We start from the raw sequence: 18,243 nt of genomic DNA on the forward strand, positions 1-18,243 counted from the left end.
AAGTATTTACATTGTTAGCTTGTCTTAATTCTGTTAATAGGCTAGAAAATCTGACTCAATAAAACGTCTTCCGTGAGTGAGATTTTATAGTAACCTAGAGAATGATTGACTAATAGTAGCTAATCGTGCTTTATTTTATCAAATAGCTAATGACAGCGATCGCTTAAAACTTCAGATTAACTAATGTCGCACAGATGGGCGCCCTTATGTAATAAATAACAAAAATATTTTTTTACCCTTACTCTTTTAGTATCTGGTACTGGGAAAAAGTAAAATATCTATCAATTCGCCCATTACCAAACCTAATATTGCTATGACTGTTAAAACCCAAAATGAATCATGCTTATTGAAGCTAGAAAAGCGCATTTCCAAATCAGCTAAAAGCGTAGTTGCTAGGGGTATGAGAAAAAGCCTTAATAATAGTGACCAAGTTGCTACTAAAGCAATTGATATACTTAAAAATAATATAACAACTAAGGTTTGAGAGCCAAATTCAACTAAACGCTCTAACCAAGAAATGCTCTTTCGCACTACAGCTATAACCATAGCAGCGACAAAAGCTCCTACTAACCAAATAATATGATTAGCAGCAAGATACCATCCCAGGAGAGTGTAAGCCAGCCATAGTAATATTAAAGGCATCAAAGGAATCCTGTTAAAAAATTCCACATTCATGCTGCCAAGGGTTGTAAAAATACCAAGTTAATATCTTAATTGTAGTCAAAGCTTGTTACCGCTAAAACGTCTAAATATACCAAGTTTTATCAGCATATTCCTCTATCTACAGGGCAAATTTAAAGAGATACTCTTTCGTTGTGAGAACAATATATATATAGGTCTACTTAATTTTCCAATTTGGAAATCTGAGCCTTAGACGCTTATAAGGGACTTCCAAGTAAAAAAATATTCCATTGCTATTGTTCACTGTTGACCGTTGACCGTTGACGGTTCACGAGTTTTCAGTCAACAGTCAACAGTCAACAGTCAACAGTCAACGACTTGAATGTGGAATAATTTATTTTTTGGAGTTCCCTAAGGTCTATAGCAACAACAACTTGCTAAATAGGAAATTTTATACTTAGTAATCTAATTGAACTTTCTTTGATGCGATCGCTTGTAGCTTAAAGTCCAGAAAATCAGGCTTATCCGGCGATAATTCAGATATATTTATTACGTATTTTTATTGATAAAATAGTTATATTTAGAACATGTCTTTGCTAACTTAAGAGCAAAACTACTATATTTTCAAATATAGTACAGCACGGCAGAAATAAACATACCATTTTCTTATGGCGCAAGAAGCTCGGAATAAAATTATGCGTGAATGCGTGAATGCGTGACTTCCGCCTTGCAGTGCTAGTGATGTATAAGTAAATTGATTTTGATTATTAGCTATTTGCCATGAAATTTAATCAAGAGGTAGTTACAAATCACAGTGTACAACTTTGACAACTGTCCACAATAGTGTTGCACGTCTCAAGCTCATGGTAATATTATTTTACTGTTAGGAGATATTATTTTATACATCAATTTGCAAATATGCTGGAACAGCTAGTTAGGTGTGCTACCTCCAAAAAACAAAAATTATTCAACCCACAAAGTAAATCCGCAAAAGCGCCACCGTGCAAAGCACAGAGCTTTTGAAATTCTGCTTATACAAGGTACTTAATAACTCATAAAGTCCTCTTTTAGAAATCATTAAAGCTACTAAAAAGGTCTAAAACTCTCTTAAATAGGCAAAAAATTAGACAAGAGTAAATAGAAAGTTTTTGACAATAAGTCAGTTGTTTTTCGTATATGTAAAAATATCGAAAAGCCAAATTTGTATTGTCAATGAGACATTAGTATTGTGTGTTTTATTTAGATATTGATTTCTCTTTGTGGTTATTTACCTATATAAAAGCCCTATTTCATCGCTGAAAACTTAAGCAACCTCGACCAAATGAGGCAAACACTTAAATTTAACAAATGATTTAGGACTGCTAGATCAATCTTGATTTAGTAACGACTCGATTATTACCAACATCAGCAACAGTAACAGGAAAAACATGAATATCATTGTTAGTTTGTTTGGAGCGATCGCTCTCCAAATATCTGCGATCGCTGCGATGTCTACTATGGCAATGGCTAATGACAAGCCCCTGCAAGTCTATACTCAGGAGACTCTGGCTGCTTCTCTACGGAAAACAACGCAGAAGATTTGCTCAATAGATCCTATTGATAATTTATTACCTCCCGTACAAACCAAGGCAAGTAATTCTTTGCTTTCTTACCTTGCTGAACAGGGTTTTATACAAAATCAAGAGGGTTCTTGGATCTGTTATGCGAACGATCCTAAAAAAGAAGGGCGTTACTTTACCCTATTTAAGGTTAAACAAGTTGATGACAGGCTCATAGCAAGTTCTTTCCTAGATGAGGGCAGTCTGATTCAGGGACAGGAAAATCGTAGTTTGGACTTCTTTATGATTCTGATTAAGCGTCATACGAATACTAGTCCAGAGAACCGTCAAGGTATACATAGATATTTAGAAGCCTTTGTCTCCTTAGTAAAAGAAGGCAAGATCAAACCCACACGTCGTGGGTTTCTTTTCGACCAACCAAACCGGGGATTGGTCTTATATCACACCCTCTCATCAGGAAATCTCAAAGGTACCGGAATCACGATCAATATTTCTCTACCTAAGAGTTGAATGAATTAGGGAGTGGGGAGTGAAATGGGTATAGATGGGGATTCAAACCTCACTCAACTCGTAAAGAAATTTTCTCCCAATCCCTAATCGTAGCTACCAAGGATAGGAATGCTGTTTGCAGACTCGGTGAGTCTGCGGTATTGCTGCGACCTATTGGATTTATAGAGGAATGGCACGCTTGTAAAGCCCAAAGGCTTGTGTAGTCTCGTTAAGAGTCTTAAGACTGGGAATGTATTCAGAATGGAATGGCACTAAGAAAAGATACAGCCCTTACCCTGACTGGTTAAGAGCCTCCAGGCTGGGAACCCATTCTCTTAGGCTCCGCCTCCAGTAGCTTGACCAGAGGCAGAGCCTATGAGAATACATTCCCAGCCTGGAGGCTGGGAACGAGGCTAAACAAGCCTTTGGGCTTTACAAGCGTGCCATTCTATTCAGAATGGGCTGCTGCCTCTCGTCAAGAAAGAGGAACCAGTCAGGGCAAGGGCTGTATCTTAATTTAGTGCTATTCAACTTAGTGCCATTCGATTTATAGAGCTATTAATATCAACCCCACGGACTGAAAGAGGGACGTGAACAACCAATGAAATTGCTGTCATTTAGTGGAGGTGCATCTTGCCTAAATCAATCGTTCAAAGAATTGCAATGCCGTACCACTTAAGAGCGGGACGCTACGCGGAGCGTTTCGTAGAGAAAGGCGTTCGGTTTGCGACCATCCTATTCTCATCTGTTGCAGTAGTACTCACTACGTGTCAGTCTAGTTTTGCACAGCTCAATATTGGACGCTATGGTATTCAACCAGGACTGGAGTATGAGTATCTCCAGTACCAAATTAATAACCAGAACCTGAGCCAGATGCGAGTCATTCCTGGATGTGATGTGGGATTTGGTCTGACCTGCAATAAAACTGGATCGGTAATCCAGCGATTACTAGATTCAAAGGAGGGGACTAGCTATCAAAACCTCTTAATCCGAGCAGCTGGTGGGGAAGAAAACTTCCAGAATTTTGCTAACTTTTACGGTAACAATCCCAATCTCTCTGAAGTGCCTTACGCCTCATTTTGGAGAAACCAATCCCCCGCAATCATGGATAGTTCTCAATACCTTCTTGGACAACCTGTTGGTCGCAATCCAGTAGAAGGACTCGGACTTGTAACCAAGCAGTTCTACTGGTCACCATACTCAGGAACCAATAACTCGGTTAGTCTCCGTAATGGATTACTAGACTTGAAGTTGTCATACGGACGACTACTCTTTGAGGAAGCCTCAAAAATTCCCAATATTAAGGAGCAGATTCAGTCTTTAGGTCTGTCGCCAGAGATGACGAATTTCTATTTCAATAAAATCTCTACAGGCTTGAATGCGTTGAATTCTGGAAATCCAAACCAACTCCAACAGAGGATTTTTGAAGTACTATCCTTTCCATACTCTGAAAATGGTGGGGAACTCGGACGTCCCATTAACGCGATTCCACAGGAATTTAGTCAGATATTGGGAGAAGATATCCCAGGAGATATATTGCTGAGTGATAATCCCCTAGCGTTGGATGGAGAAGTAATGGCCCTCGATACTTCCCCTGCCTCTGCAGGAGATGTTTTAGTACAAGACAGTCCTGATTCCTTTCCACTCTGGCCAATATTCGGAATTGGGGGTCTTGCTTTAATTCTGCTTCTACTACTAAATGGCGATAGTTCTTCAGCTCAAGCATCTGTTTCATCTGTTCCTTCAGGAAATCCACCTTTGTCTCTCACTAACACAGGCGAATGCGATCTGACTCCTAGTGGTAATGGTTCTGATCACACACAGATTATTGAGATTCCGTGTAATGTTACTCCTAAAACCCCTACGGAAGTGAAGAGGGTAGTGGAGCCATCAATGATCAAAGCGCTTTTATTGCTAGTTGTTCTACTATGCATAGTCCGTTACAAACACCGCTCTTTAAAAATCCGTAATTCATAATTCTTACAGTACACTCGTAGGGGCACGGCACTGCCCCTACGTGTCAACTTAACGTAAAAACCAGTCTAGAAAAAGCTTTTAGGAAACAAGCCTTTCGCCTTTTCTTAGTGCCATTAGCCCATGTGTAAAGTTTGGTGAATTTCTCCGCCGCGTAAGGGGCCAGCCCTTAGTAACAAATCATAAATCTCAGCTTCAGCTTGATTAGTAAACTCTGTGTCATAGCGCAGCCTCAGCTATTGAAAAATTGAACCATCAGGCATAATTGCCCCTGCTAAGTTAGTACCAACTAGTTTAACCAGAAGGCGCTCACCAGAACGAATCCGCGCTCCCGTTAAGTCGGCTCCTCGCAAGTCGGCTCCACTGAGATCCGCTCCAATCAAATTAGCAGCGCGTAAATTCGCCTCTCTAAGATCCGCTAAAAGTAGGTTTGCCCGAAATAAATTTGCTTCAGATAAATTCGCTCCTCTGAGGTTGACTTTGTGCATAAAAGTATCGCTGAGATTAGCGCCGCTCAAATTGGCATAACTCAGATTTCTGCCAGATAAGTCTTTATTGCTCAAATTTGCCCGACTGTAATCTTTGCCACTCAAGTCTGAGTTTTGCTTTGGTGGTTTTTGGGTTGTTTGAGATGGTTTTTCCTGTTGAGGTGGCGGTGAGTATGGTTTTTGGGTTGTTTGAGATGGTTTTTCCTGTTGAGGTGGTGGTGAGTGATGTGTGGTTTGATGTTTGGTTTTTAGAGAACGCAATTTTTCACGAGCTTCATTTATGGCTTTCAGCTTGTCTTGTGCTTTCTGCTGTAAACGGAGATTGTCTTTGGGAATGCGATCGGGATGCCAAACAAAGACTAAATCTTTGTAAGCCTGGTTCACTTCCTCAAGTGTTGCCCCAGGCTCTAATTCCAAAACTCTATAGTAGTGCTCCAGATCGCTCATACGATATTTTGGTGGACAATCAACTTAATTATGAGTGATGGAGCAATCTATTCGCTGCATCATTTGTTATTAATCATTGGGCATTGGGCATTGAAAAGAGGCAGAGGGGCGGGGTGCGGGGGGCAGAGGGGAAAGAGGTAATTTTTTATTCTCTCCTCTGCACCCTGCCCCCTGCTCCCCTGCTTCTTCTCCTGCTCATCTCCCCATCTCCCCATTTCTCCATCGAGCGATCGCTCTCAAATATGCTGCAACTGGAATCTGATAAATTTCAATCACAATCCAAACAATAATTGATAAATGTGACAAGAAAGTTAATATCGTCCAAATATATGGCGTCCAGGTAATGGGTTCTTTGAGATTAGCAGGAAAATAGTAAGCTACTATGCCAATTAAAGAAGTGGGAAGAATTACAAAAACTGCTGCTGCTAGTCCATAACCCCAACCTAATTCCACACCTTCCAACTGGCCTTCTGTCCAACTAAACCCATTCCAACGCCAAATTAAGGGTGGTTGTCTAGAAGGCATTTTGATTTGCTCTAGTTCTAAGTTGACTGTAAAAATCTCTTGACAAAAGTCACAAGCCATAGCTTCCATCATTGGCATGTGAGAAATCTTACCTATCCGACAGACTGGGCAGGGGTAAACTCCATAATAGTCGAAAGATTGGGCTAAGATTTTGGAACTAGGCATAATCAAACTGAATGATCCTAAGATAAAGAAGCAGGGGGGCAGGGGGCAGGGGGCAGGGGGAGATTAACAATTCACGCATTCAAAATTCAAACATTTTAGACATTTGAGACGGGGATTTAAATCCCAACTGAAACTGGTGCTATATCTATATTATGTAGAGTATGTAGAGGTAGGGGTCTTAAACCCTTGAACTTACGATCAAAAATTACCTCTTTCCCCTCTGCTCCCTACTCCCTTGCCTCTGATTCACTCCCACATTTTTACTGAGTCTATCGCTTTTTTATGGTTTGTGGGGTCTTGACACCGCTTACTCTTCCTGTTAATGTTAGTTGAAATAGGTATATTTATTAAGTTTTCCAGTAAAAGTGCCGCAAATGCTTAACACAAATTCCTACTTTTATTTTTGGTATAGGGTGGTTCACCGGGAGTGAATCGAGTTTCCTAATGGAAACCGCCCGGTGAACCGCAGAGCGAACTCTGCGGTTTTTGTTGTTTTAAGGAGAATTTCATTGTCATGACTTATTTGAATAGCTGGTTTTATGGCTTTTATTTTTGGCCCAGACTAAATTCCGGGTAAATAGCGTCATGCCAATGAATCAGAACGCGCCCGGAACTCTTCAAAGGTTTCGGGCTTTTTTATTATCCGCAAAATCCAATACTCAATTTTTAGGAGAACGAAACCATGATTAACGCCAAACTTGCCGCACAATCTCATCCAAACCACCAGACAATCGTTAAAATTTCCGAAAAAGTCGCTTTCGGGGGCGAAGAACTGGTAATTATCGGCGGCCCCTGCACTGTTGAAAGCTTAGAACAAATGGAGATAGTCGCCCAAAAGCTATCTACTACATCAGTACAGGGGTTGCGTGGCGGTGTCTACAAACCCCGCACATCTCCCTACGCTTTCCAGGGTATGGGAGAAGAAGGATTGGAAATTTTGGCAAGGGTGCGATCGCATTACAATATGCCGGTTGTCACCGAAGTTATGTCAATTTCTCAAATTGAAGTAGTTGCCGCCCACGCTGATATGCTTCAAGTTGGTAGTCGCAATATGCAAAACTTCGACTTGCTCAAAGCTTTGGGACAAGCTGGTAAACCAATACTGCTCAAGCGTGGGTTAGCAGCGACAATTGAAGAATTCGTTATGGCTGCTGAATATATTCTTAGCCACGGGAATCCTGATGTGGTGTTGTGCGAAAGAGGTATCCGCAGTTTCGATGATTACACCCGCAACGTTCTAGATTTAGCAGCAGTGGCAGCACTCAAACAAATAACTCATCTGCCTGTGATTGTAGATCCTTCCCATGCCGTTGGGAAACGGGAGTTGGTTGCACCTGTGGCTAGGGCTGCGATCGCTTGCGGTGCTGATGGATTAATTATTGAATGTCACCCAGAACCAGAAAAATCTGTTTCTGATGCCCGTCAAGCACTTTCTTTAGAAAATATGGTGCATTTAGTTGATAGTTTAAAGCCTGTAGCAACAGCCGTTGGGCGCAGTATATCAGAAGCGATCGGGGCGGGTTCCAAACCTGCCCCAATTTTTTGTGCAGCTTAAATTTTAGTTAAGGGCGTAGTTTACCGTTGTAGGCATCGCTTTTATTAAATGTTTGAGTCAAAATATTTATTTTGGCTAAAAGACAAACAGCGATCGCTTTTACGAATACCTCTAGCCATCTGATACTCGTAGCTATCTTTAAGGCGGAAGCTGCTACAGACTGCGCGAAACACCGAAACGTCAAAGCAGAAGTTCCTACTCTTAAAGCGGAAGCTGCTACAGACTGCGCGAAACACCGAAACGTTAAAGCAGAAGTTCCTACTCTTAAAGCGGAAGCTGCTACAGACTGCGCGAAACACCGAAACGTCAAAGCAGAAGTTCCTACTCTTAAAGCGGAAGCTGCTACAGACTGCACAAAACACCTAAATGTGAAAGCAGAAGTTAATTTTTAATATGATTGCGATCGCTTGGGTTAGATCCTTGGTGCGATCGCAAGAGTTATTCCAATACGGTTCAGATAAGGTTTTTTGATGACACGCCGCTAATTGTAAAGACGGCGATTTATCGCGTCTCTTGCCTAACCGAACCGTATTGAGAGTTCTTCTACTTTGATTACGAAATTTTTGACCGCAAAAATAAGAAAGATTTGTTTTTGTTGTCGAACATTAGCTTGAATTACTTTTATAAAATCCCCAATAGTATCTAACTGCACAAATTAACTATGATAAATAATTTCACTAACTTGTAACCTATTAACGCGTAACTTATGGCTAATAAAGATCCTAAGGATATTCTTCTAACAAATAGATAAATAAATTGAAATTCGACAAATAAATTAGTGAGATGTATGTTATGGTTTTTATAGGAATCAAAAAAGTAAAAGCACAAAAGACTTCAAGAAACTTTGAGGCAAGCTCAAGAAAGTTTTTTTGCTCTGGTAAGTCCACTTCACTTCGCTACATCTTTTTGTAACTAAAATCTAAAACTAGATTGAGTAGGATAGTAGCCTTTGTAACAACTTGAAGTCAATCGAAATTTATCTGGGTATGAGCCAATAAGAGTTGGCTAACCTAGCTAGAGCATTACCCACAAAAGGCGATTACTCTTGGAGTCTGGGAAGAAAGACTCTTAGTACAGCCTGACAAATCCATAGAAATACAGAATATTTACAAACTTAATTTTGCGGAAAGAAACATTTTCAACCGCGAACTAAGTCGAAGCAGTTACTGACTTTTGGAAGGAAAACTTCAAGCAATATGGTGTTGTTCCACAATTTTTAGGAATTTAACCATATTGTCAAAACTCATCAGATATTATCTCAACCAGAGTGTTAGAGGTTGCCTGTGCAAGCATTAATTGCACCTGTAACTGTCAGTTTTGGGCTGAAATTCATCCTGCTGCATCAATCACGAAACGAGAAGCGCTATAGAAGTTCTTAGCGACTTGATATTAGCAAAATCAGAGAAGTTACAGCGACCATTTAGAGTGGATTGCAATTTGGTTGGTTGTGTGGTTCAGGGAACAAATCTGCGTTCATTTTAATTCCTGCTGCAACCACTCTTCAGGCTTGAGCAACCATTTGGGATTCTGTTACAACAACTGACAATGCTGAAGTCAAAGTTTTAAAGGCTTCGTTATTAAAAAATAGAGATTTCTCTATCCCTTCGTGAGTAAATATGTTCTGATTTTAACTGCTTTTGTCAGGATGCAATGTTTAACGACAACAGACTCTACTTCCCTACGACACCAAGAGAAAACAACTACATCAAGCTTACGACTCATCAACTAAATCATTGTAGGAAACACAACCATGACTGAGCAAAAGATTAGACAAATAGCTTTCTATGGTAAAGGCGGTATTGGTAAATCTACCACTTCCCAAAACACCTTAGCAGCAATGGCTGAAATGGGTCAACGCATCCTGATTGTTGGTTGCGATCCTAAAGCTGACTCTACCCGTTTGATGCTCCACAGTAAAGCTCAAACAAGCGTTCTTCAATTGGCTGCTGAACGCGGCGCTGTAGAAGATATTGAACTCGAAGAAGTAATGCTGACCGGTTTCCGCGATGTACGTTGTGTAGAATCTGGTGGCCCTGAGCCTGGTGTAGGTTGCGCTGGTCGTGGTATTATCACCGCCATCAACTTCTTAGAAGAAAACGGTGCTTACAAAGACGTTGATTTTGTAAGTTACGACGTTTTGGGTGACGTTGTGTGCGGTGGTTTTGCTATGCCTATCCGTGAAGGTAAGGCACAAGAAATCTACATCGTTACCTCTGGTGAAATGATGGCGATGTATGCAGCTAACAACATCGCTCGTGGTGTTCTCAAATATGCTCACACTGGCGGCGTGCGCTTGGGTGGTCTGATTTGTAACAGCCGTAACGTTGACCGGGAAATCGACTTAATCGAAACCTTGGCAAAACGTTTGAACACCCAAATGATTCACTACGTACCTCGTGACAACATTGTACAACACGCAGAATTGCGCCGGATGACTGTTAACGAGTATGCACCTGACAGCAATCAAAGTAACGAATATCGGACATTGGCTACCAAGATTATCGACAACAGGAATCTCACTGTCCCCACCCCCATTGAGATGGAAGAGTTAGAAGAGTTGTTGATTGAATTCGGTATCCTCGAAAGCGACGAAAATACCGCAATGCTAGTTGGTAAGAGTGCTACTGAAGCACCCGTAAAGTAGTACCAATTAAATAATGGTTTAGGGTGGGCAAGCAGCCCACCCTTTTCCCAATTTTTGCATTTCTTTGTTTCATATCATGTAGAAATTGAGGGTTTGTAGTAAGCACAAAGCGTGCTTAGAAATCAAGGACTTAAGTCCTTACTACGAACTTGTTTACCTCTCAATTTAAAGCTGACAGACCACTAGTGTGAAGGGTTTGTAGTGAGCGATTTATCGCTCAAATCAAGGACTTAAGTCCTTACTACGAACTTTTATAACCCTTCAGAATTAATGAGACAGACTACTAGCTTCATCAATCCTTACAAACTGCCTGTAAAATTGAGTATAATACCTCAAAACTTTTAGGCACTGTGAACTTTTTTATTGGTTGTGCTGTTTGGGCATATAAAGGTTGGACGGGCGAACTCTATCCCCAAGGCACTCGCACTGCCGATTTTCTCCATCTCTACAGTCGTCGCTTCACCACTGTAGAAGGTAACACCACCTTTTATGCCGTACCTAACCAAGAAACTGTAACCCGTTGGGCTACCGAAACACCAGCAGGTTTTGAATTTTGTTTGAAATTACCGCGAGATATTACCCATCAAGGATTACTGAAACCTTATATTCCGGCTGCATTAAAATTTCTGGAAGGGATGCGCCTTTTAGGTAAACGTCTTGGCCCAATATTTGCCCAGTTACCACCCAGTTATGCACCTGCATTACTTGACGATTTGACCAACTTTCTGGAAGCTTGGCCGCGTACAGAAGCACCCCTAGCGTTAGAAGTTAGGCATCCCGACTGGTTCAGAGAACCCCATGCAAGTAATTTGACAGCGCTTTTAGAAAAGCTAGGTGTGGGACGGGTACTGTTAGACTCGCGCCCCATTTATACTGGAGATGATGACCCCCAGTTGCGATCGCAACGGCGTAAACCCAAATTACCATTGCAATTGAGTGTCACAGCACCTTTTACTCTGATTCGGTTTATTTCTCATCCAAATTTATCAGTGAATCAGCCGTTTATGGAAGAGTGGGTAAAGCAGATTCAGCAATGGTTGCAAATGGGAGTGCGAATTTATTTCTTTGTCCATTGTCCAATAGAAGCGCGATCGCCCAACACAGCCCGTCACTTCCAACAGCTATTGGAACACAGTAATACACCAGTTCCACCCCTACCTTGGAATAACCTTGAGCATCCCCCCAATCAACTCAGTCTATGGTCTTGAAAGGCAGAACGCAAAGAATAGGGGGTGTAATCCCATAGAATGAAATTTCTAATTTTTTAACTTTTACAAAATATCTAATGTTTAATAATTACAAAAAGAGCGATAATTAGTGTTAAGATACTTTTTTGTTAAAGCTTGATATTCCTTTTTACTTGACATCAGCAAATTTTTTGATAGCAGTTACACCAAAGGAGGTTGAGATGAATCGTCTTATTTATGAAAATTCAGTCTCATACAAAGGATATCTCATCATTCCATTTATTTTTGGGAAGCTTGATAATTACGAAATTTATTCGTATAAATTGCTATCGGAGGTTGGACACACAAGCCAATTTCATAAAGCAGAAAATCCAGCAACAATCTATGGAAATAGTGTTAGTAATATCATTGATATTGCTAAAGAACATATTAATCAAAATTTAGAGTTTCTTAGTCAAAGAGATAGTTTTAAGTCTCGCTACATTTACCGAAACAATTTGATAATCATTTTCCAAGAAAGAGACAAATATTTTTATGACCATTATTCACCAGAGTTATTGAATAATATTGCAGCTCCAAAATTATTCCAATCCGAATATGAATGCCTGAGTTGGATTAAGCAAGGGCTTAATGGGCAACATCTGCGGCAAAGAGCTATTTGAAGAAGGTAGAAGTTCTTGAATTTTGAATTGATTTCTCCTTCATTCCCTATTCCCTTTGATTTTTATTTGCTCTAGACTCGACCTTAACGCGCTTTTATCAGATCATGAAGAATGATTAAGAAAAACGAGTATAGACAAATATGATAAAAATGCTAGCTGAAAACTTGATGGGAATTGAGACATTACAAATTAATTGGGTTTGGCTAAATGCCAGCTTACAATTTGCTAGTTGGGCACTCTTCTCACTTTTACTCGCTGAGGTGTTGAGAGACAGTTACCATGCTTTGTGTCACCAAGTGAATTGGCTTGCTAAATGGCACAACAAACACCATAGCGCTTATCGCCGCGATTTATCGATAGTTTCGCTGAAAATTTATCAAGAATCCCAGCTTTATCACGACATTTTAGAGTCGAGTCTACTGCTAGTGGTCTTGATAGCCATTGCCTTAATTGTCCAGCAACTGGGGTTATGGCTGGGAGTAGCTTATGGTTGCACCTTCTTGTATGGTGCGTCTGTGCGATATTTTCAGGGAAAAATTGATACAGATTACAACCACCTACCCGGCCCTTTAGAGACAATACCATCCATTTGGTGGGTGAATCGGTCTTACCATTGGCGGCATCATTTTGATGATGTCAACGCTTACTACAGTGGTGTCTTTCCCCTAGTGGATAAAATTCTTGGTACAGGACTGTCTCTCAAAGGTAAAACCATCGCTTTAACCGGAGCATCAGGAGCGTTGGGACAAGCATTAGCGGCTGAACTTGTGAAGAATAATGCAAAAGTTGTCGCATTAACCACTAATCCAGAAAAATTAGTAGAGCAAGTTGGTGTGAAAGTGGTTCCCTGGCAGTTGGGTAATGAAGCCGAACTGAGAAATAGTTTAGAAAAAGTAGATATTTTAATTATTAACCACGGAATCAATGTCTACGCCAGCCGCACATCGGAGGCTATCAACTCTTCTTATGAGGTGAATACCTTTTCAGCATTGCGGTTGATGGATATATTTTTGACAACTGTAACAGGGCCACAAGCAAAAGCAACCAAGGAAATCTGGGTAAATACTTCTGAGGCTGAGGTTTCTCCAGCACTGAGTCCGCTTTATGAACTCAGCAAAAGAGCGCTAGGAGATATTGTTACCCTCAAGCGTTTGGATGGGGATTGTGTAATTCGTAAGTTAATTCTTGGCCCGTTTAAGAGTCAACTTAATCCTTATGGAGTGATGTCTGCACAGCAAGTTGCTGGTGCTATCTTATTTTTCGCTCGACGAGACTTCCGAAATATTATTGTGGCAATAAATCCTCTCACCTATCTGCTGTTTCCCTTAAAAGAAACTAGCACGTCACTATACTATCGAGTCTTCAGCCGGACAGCGAAAAGTGAACAGGACTTACGCAAACAATAGCCGAAACCCTAATTTTCAGGTAGGGGCAGTTTATGAATTGCCCCTACAGGGTGCAATACTGTTCGGTTAAGCCTAAAAAATAACTCCAATGTAGGTTGGGTTGAGGAACGAAACCCAACATTATCGAGGCTTTGTTGGGTAACACTAAAGTTCAATCCAACCTACAAATTTTCTTAACCGAGCAGTATTGCTACAGGGTGTAGTTTGCGTAGGCGTAGCCCGCCGCAGGCATAGCTGCGAGTGAGTGCTAATTATTTAATGTTGAAAAAAGCCTATGTTTATCACGAATGCTATTTTGTAAATGAATTGGTACAAACTAGATTAAGTAATGTAAATAACCTTGAAATTAGTTCGTAGTGTACCCCTGCGGGGAAGCAAGCTACGCGCAGCGTCTCGTAGAGAGGACTTTAGTTTTTATAAGAGGACTAAAGTCCTCACTACAAACCTCTTCATTATTCACGCCGCTCTACTTACTATCTGATATCGGCTGGTTGAAAAGCGAGAACAATTTGATTTTTAGGAATACCAGCGTTAACAAGTTCGTTGGCTATACCGTATTCTGTACCGTCTCTTTGAATCCAGATTTTATCGTTGATAATGTGAAAATGATCAAGTTGTATATTTAGGAACATCAGCTAGTAAGAAACCAGATTTTTATCAATTATTTATTGCTATAGCAGTTCTCGTTTACGTGAGGTACACCCGTAGGGGCACGGCACTGCCCATACGTGTCAACTTAAGCTAAAACCCTTTTCAAGTCTCGTTTCCAGCCTCTGGCTGGAAATGCTGCTCTTAGCGGCTCTGCCGCGAGTTCGGGAGGCGGAGCCTCAAGGATGGGCATTCCCAGTCGGAGACTGGGAACGAGACAATCTAAAAGCTAGTTCCAGGCTAGCTTTCACGTTAAGTTGACACCAATGGGCACTGCCGTGCCCCTACACCTCGTGATGTAATGTTGTACCGCATCTGAATGGGAACCGCTATAAATTTATAGATAGGAGTCAAAACAGTAATTCGGATGTTTTGCTGATTTTCAAGCTAGTAAGAAACGTCAGTCTCTAAAAAAAAGGCTACAAAAGGTAAGAACCACAGCTAATTCAATTAAGTATTTTAGATACAGATACCGATGAAAATACGGTTTCAATAGCTTCTTTAGAGATTAATGAAATATTTACAAATAGGGATAATAATATTATCAGTATCAAAGCTGATATCCTAAATTGAAATAAAAGCCATCATCCTGAGCGTTGTTTCCCCTATCATCTAATTCAACTAAAGGCAAACCATAATCTAAACGTAAATTAAGACGTGGTATTAGTTCCCATAAAACCCCTACGCCTATACCAGCTAAAAATTTTTGCCTGGGGATGTTGTTAGGGTTATCAGGTATATTCCAAACATATCCTAAGTTAAAAAATGGTGCCAATTGTAAAGTTGGATTACCACTAGCATTTTTTTCAAGTGTTATCTGGCTTTCTATAGCAAATCTGACTCCGTTATCACCAGCACGGACATTTTGCCGATAACCACGTACTGACTGACCGCCACCGATAACAAATTGCTGTGCAGGTAATAAACCATCTGGTGTCAGTTGAATTTCACCTTGAGCAATTAAAAGGTTGTTGCTACTCAACCGTTGGACTCGTTGCACTTGTCCTAACCAACTAAAAAATTGACCATCAGGGATGGGGTCAACATTTTTAGTCGCATCTAATGCGTCAATTCCCAAGCTAAATAAAGAGCGGAACAACCAAGCACCTTGAGCATCACGACGGAGATAATCTTGTGCAAATTTAATCACACGAGTGCGACTGTTACCATCTTGATCAGGGCCAAAGCCAAAGGGTGTAGGCCCAGCAAAGGTAAAGGTTTGACCATTCTGGATTGTAAAACCTAATGATAAAGCAAATTCATGTCTCAGAGTTCGCACTAGCGGCTGGCGATAACTTAGTTCATATAACTGAGACTCTCCCTGAATATCAAAAATATCAAAGGGTTCTTGAATAACTTTGTTATCATTAATTGCTGTTCTTATCTGTAAAGTCCCATTCATCGGATTGAGTGGTACTCGATAGCTGAAATCATAAAGATTTGCCCCTCCACGAGTTGTGCGGTAATAACTTGCAAGTAATTCATCACCTATACCCGTGAGATTACGATAACTCGCATTGATGCCTAAGCGTTCTGAACCAACGGCAGGCGGAGAATAATTATCAATTGTAAAAGCAGCATTGAAGGGTTCAGTTTCTGTAACTCTAACTACGACAATACTTTGACCCGTGCCAGTACCCGGTCGCAAACTGGCTTCGACATTCGACAGCAGAGGGTCAGTTCGTAACAATCTTAATTGCTCTTCTAATTTAGCTGTAGAAAAAGGTTTACTAATGCCCAAAGCCACACGCGATCGCACATAATCAGCATTGAGGCGTTTTGTCCCTTGCACTTGGATTTGCTCAATTCCACCTTCAATGACGCGAATTTCTACTACACTCCCAGGATTGGTAGGATTGACCAAAATTGCTCTAGAGTTAATGTAACCTTTCTCTAAATACAGTTGCGTAATTGCATCAGATGCTTGTTGGAGTTCTTCGAGGGTTACACTACGTCCCACAAGCGGTTGAGTAATCGGATTGAATTGTTCTGGTTTAAATAGTGTACTCCCCGTAACTTCGATTTTTTCTACTTGAATAGTTGCAGATTCTGGTGGTGGTGTAGTTTCTGGGGCTGGTGTTGGTTGTAATTCTGGTTGGGTCTGTGGTGGTAGAGGTTCTGGGCTGGGAGCAGCTTGGGGAAACCTTTCTTGATTGCGATCGCCTGCTGGATTTGTTCCTTGCGCCAGCGTCTGGGCGGAAGATTCTAACAACGCAGATGTAGTAGATGAATCTGCGTAACTAGGCGATGGAACTGCCAGAGAAAACCCGCAAGCAACCACAAATAGATACCACGTTCTTGATTCCAAAGGCCAGGGCATACAATAATTACTCTCTATATTAATGTGTCTATTGATATATTATTAGTCAGTTAATTTTCTATAAGTTTGTCAACTTTCGTACAAAGTTACTACATTCTCAGAATAAACCACTACGAACTTAAATAATATATTTTTTAATCCTTATAAATAAAAATAATTTCCAGATTTATGTCATTTAACTAACGCGCACGAGTAGTAATGGAACAGGAATGTACGCTAAGGACTTGTGTGAAAGCTAGATTTAGCAAGCTATTCCAAATGAATTTTGTACAACTTATTTTTACATGATGCCTAAGTCCAAAATGCTTACTCTATTTTAGTTTGAGTCGTCGCCCTAAAATATGTCTCTTCTTGTGATCACAATTTTTATCACATGAAAAATGCACTCATTGCCTAAATAATTGGTGAGAATGAGGCGTTGAAGCAGGGTAAGCGCATCTAATTTTGCAGATTATTGATACAGACAAAAAGCTTCAAGCTTTATCTGAATATCAATTTTTCATTCAAACATAGGACGAACCGTCATAAATGATTGAAAAAACATGGGTCAAATCGCTTTCTTTTTATATTTACTACCACATGAAAACAACCATGTCAATCCCACCAATTGGCTCAGTGTAGTAATTATGAACTGATTTGTGCTTTGGGCGAACCCCAAAACTACCGTTTCAATAGGGTTTTAGATGCGCTAACCCTGAGCGTTAAAGAAGGTAGGAATTTTATCGCTATCACAGTAATTAGTCGTGAGCGGACATTTTGGTTTCAATGCTACTTGCACGCGCTTAAGTTGAGAAACCGACAAAAAAATACCTTTTTGGAAGATTTTCTAAAAATTTTCCGAAATTCATCAAATCCGTTTAGTATATAAAACTATGGGAGAAAATACGGTCGTAAATATACCATACGTTCTGTGTTCTTCATAAGAATCTTAATGTGAAATAACTCAAATCTAGTCCTTTTTGGAGGTAAAAGCTATGTTACGTAAATCTTTGAGTATTTTGGGTGGAATTGCGGTTATCAGTGGTTTAGGTGCAGTTTTCAGTACACCTAGTTATGCTTCTCCAGGCCCATTTAGCTGCGACACCAATAATCTGACAACAGTTGTGGGTGAAGGAAGATCAGTAATCATGCGTTGGAGAACAAATCAATTTTCCGAGGCAGGTTATAGTCCTTTGCAGAGATGTCTGGAAGTTTCAGAGCGATTTAACTCTTTCTACAGTTCAGGTCAGTTGGATTTTATCACTGCTGGTTACGTGAATGGACAACCCGTAGTGTGTGCTACTACCAGTGGCGGTTCTTGCAACAGATCCAATGTTTTATTTACCTTGAATCGTCGTAACAAGCAAAATGTAGCTGCTATTTTGCAAACATTATTTGATAACCGTGCTGGTGCATCTGGTGCAGTAATTAACGAATCTTCTGAGCGTGTTTATATTGATGTCAAGAAATTAATCGGTGAGGAAGCAGCAAATACTCAGACAAATTCTGAGAGACAACCCAAATCAGGAAGTCAGCCTGCCTCACAACCTGCAAGTGGCAGTTGGTAAAAAGAA

14 protein-coding genes and 1 pseudogene are annotated in these 18,243 nt (G+C 40.5%); 10 read left to right on the forward strand and 5 right to left on the reverse strand.

From position 1 onward, the window contains the following. Positions 1-246: 246 nt before the first annotated feature. Positions 247-675, reverse strand: coding sequence for a hypothetical protein (locus tag D1367_RS11195; protein ID WP_118166528.1), 429 nt, complete (start codon positions 673-675; stop codon positions 247-249). A 266-nt stretch (positions 676-941) separates the two neighbouring features. On the opposite strand from D1367_RS11195, the gene D1367_RS31770 reads away from it, so the two are divergent. From D1367_RS31770 to D1367_RS11205, 3 genes are all read left to right on the forward strand, one after another. After that, positions 942-1,082, forward strand: a complete 141-nt coding sequence (locus D1367_RS31770) for a hypothetical protein (RefSeq protein WP_220451032.1) — start codon at positions 942-944, stop codon at positions 1,080-1,082. A 966-nt stretch (positions 1,083-2,048) separates the two neighbouring features. After that, positions 2,049-2,690 (forward strand): hypothetical protein, encoded by a 642-nt coding sequence (locus D1367_RS11200; protein ID WP_118166529.1) that lies wholly within the window; start codon positions 2,049-2,051, stop codon positions 2,688-2,690. 642 nt (positions 2,691-3,332) lie between these two features. Then, positions 3,333-4,646, forward strand: a complete 1,314-nt coding sequence (locus tag D1367_RS11205; RefSeq protein ID WP_228674549.1) for a hypothetical protein — start codon at positions 3,333-3,335, stop codon at positions 4,644-4,646. A gap of 233 nt (positions 4,647-4,879) precedes the next feature. Here the strand turns inward: D1367_RS11205 and D1367_RS11210 are convergent, their stop codons facing one another. Further along, the gene (locus D1367_RS11210; protein WP_118166530.1) at positions 4,880-5,578 is read right to left on the reverse strand and encodes a pentapeptide repeat-containing protein; all 699 of its coding nucleotides are present in this window, start codon (positions 5,576-5,578) and stop codon (positions 4,880-4,882) included. 195 nt (positions 5,579-5,773) lie between these two features. Further along, entirely contained in the window at positions 5,774-6,268 is a 495-nt protein-coding gene (locus D1367_RS11215; protein ID WP_118166531.1) for a hypothetical protein, read from the reverse strand. 682 nt (positions 6,269-6,950) lie between these two features. Here D1367_RS11215 and aroF point away from each other — a divergent pair. The 6 genes from aroF (at position 6,951) to D1367_RS11245 (ending at position 13,722) form a co-directional block, all read left to right on the forward strand. Continuing rightward, entirely contained in the window at positions 6,951-7,823 is an 873-nt protein-coding gene (gene aroF, locus D1367_RS11220) for a 3-deoxy-7-phosphoheptulonate synthase (RefSeq protein ID WP_118166532.1), read from the forward strand. 71 nt (positions 7,824-7,894) lie between these two features. After that, positions 7,895-8,215 (forward strand): hypothetical protein, encoded by a 321-nt coding sequence (locus tag D1367_RS11225; protein WP_225892279.1) that lies wholly within the window; start codon positions 7,895-7,897, stop codon positions 8,213-8,215. A 1,358-nt stretch (positions 8,216-9,573) separates the two neighbouring features. Next, complete coding sequence (gene nifH, locus D1367_RS11230) at positions 9,574-10,467, forward strand: nitrogenase iron protein (protein ID WP_118166533.1); 894 nt, start codon at positions 9,574-9,576, stop codon at positions 10,465-10,467. A 350-nt stretch (positions 10,468-10,817) separates the two neighbouring features. After that, complete coding sequence (locus tag D1367_RS11235) at positions 10,818-11,675, forward strand: DUF72 domain-containing protein (RefSeq protein ID WP_118166534.1); 858 nt, start codon at positions 10,818-10,820, stop codon at positions 11,673-11,675. Positions 11,676-11,875: 200 nt separating this feature from the next. Beyond that, a complete protein-coding gene (locus D1367_RS11240) occupies positions 11,876-12,316 on the forward strand; it encodes a hypothetical protein (RefSeq protein ID WP_118166535.1) in 441 nt (146 codons plus the stop codon). Positions 12,317-12,456: 140 nt separating this feature from the next. Continuing rightward, positions 12,457-13,722 carry a bifunctional sterol desaturase/short chain dehydrogenase gene (locus D1367_RS11245; RefSeq protein WP_118166536.1) on the forward strand — a complete coding sequence of 422 codons (1,266 nt, stop codon included), beginning with the start codon at positions 12,457-12,459 and terminating at the stop codon, positions 13,720-13,722. Positions 13,723-14,195: 473 nt separating this feature from the next. Here the strand turns inward: D1367_RS11245 and D1367_RS11250 are convergent. Then, positions 14,196-14,336, reverse strand: a pseudogene (locus tag D1367_RS11250) (element excision factor XisI family protein); the annotation flags it as partial. Between the two features lie 584 nt (positions 14,337-14,920). Beyond that, entirely contained in the window at positions 14,921-16,690 is a 1,770-nt protein-coding gene (locus tag D1367_RS11255) for a ShlB/FhaC/HecB family hemolysin secretion/activation protein (protein ID WP_118166537.1), read from the reverse strand. A gap of 974 nt (positions 16,691-17,664) precedes the next feature. Here D1367_RS11255 and D1367_RS11260 point away from each other — a divergent pair. After that, positions 17,665-18,237, forward strand: a complete 573-nt coding sequence (locus tag D1367_RS11260; RefSeq protein WP_118166538.1) for a COP23 domain-containing protein — start codon at positions 17,665-17,667, stop codon at positions 18,235-18,237. Positions 18,238-18,243 lie beyond the last annotated feature (6 nt).

Source organism: Nostoc sphaeroides, assembly GCF_003443655.1.
GTDB classification, from domain to species: Bacteria; Cyanobacteriota; Cyanobacteriia; order Cyanobacteriales; family Nostocaceae; genus Nostoc; species Nostoc sphaeroides.

Bases quoted from the DNA above. Each gene is read 5' to 3' on its own strand.
- D1367_RS11195 (WP_118166528.1), bottom strand. From the start codon at position 675: ATGAATGTGGAATTTTTTAACAGGATTCCTTTGATGCCTTTAATATTA.
- D1367_RS11200 (WP_118166529.1), top strand. From the start codon at position 2,049: ATGAATATCATTGTTAGTTTGTTTGGAGCGATCGCTCTCCAAATATCT.
- D1367_RS11205 (WP_228674549.1), top strand. From the start codon at position 3,333: ATGCCGTACCACTTAAGAGCGGGACGCTACGCGGAGCGTTTCGTAGAG.
- D1367_RS11210 (WP_118166530.1), bottom strand. From the start codon at position 5,578: ATGAGCGATCTGGAGCACTACTATAGAGTTTTGGAATTAGAGCCTGGG.
- D1367_RS11215 (WP_118166531.1), bottom strand. From the start codon at position 6,268: ATGCCTAGTTCCAAAATCTTAGCCCAATCTTTCGACTATTATGGAGTT.
- aroF (WP_118166532.1), top strand. From the start codon at position 6,951: ATGATTAACGCCAAACTTGCCGCACAATCTCATCCAAACCACCAGACA.
- nifH (WP_118166533.1), top strand. From the start codon at position 9,574: ATGACTGAGCAAAAGATTAGACAAATAGCTTTCTATGGTAAAGGCGGT.
- D1367_RS11240 (WP_118166535.1), top strand. From the start codon at position 11,876: ATGAATCGTCTTATTTATGAAAATTCAGTCTCATACAAAGGATATCTC.
- D1367_RS11245 (WP_118166536.1), top strand. From the start codon at position 12,457: ATGATAAAAATGCTAGCTGAAAACTTGATGGGAATTGAGACATTACAA.
- D1367_RS11255 (WP_118166537.1), bottom strand. From the start codon at position 16,690: ATGCCCTGGCCTTTGGAATCAAGAACGTGGTATCTATTTGTGGTTGCT.
- D1367_RS11260 (WP_118166538.1), top strand. From the start codon at position 17,665: ATGTTACGTAAATCTTTGAGTATTTTGGGTGGAATTGCGGTTATCAGT.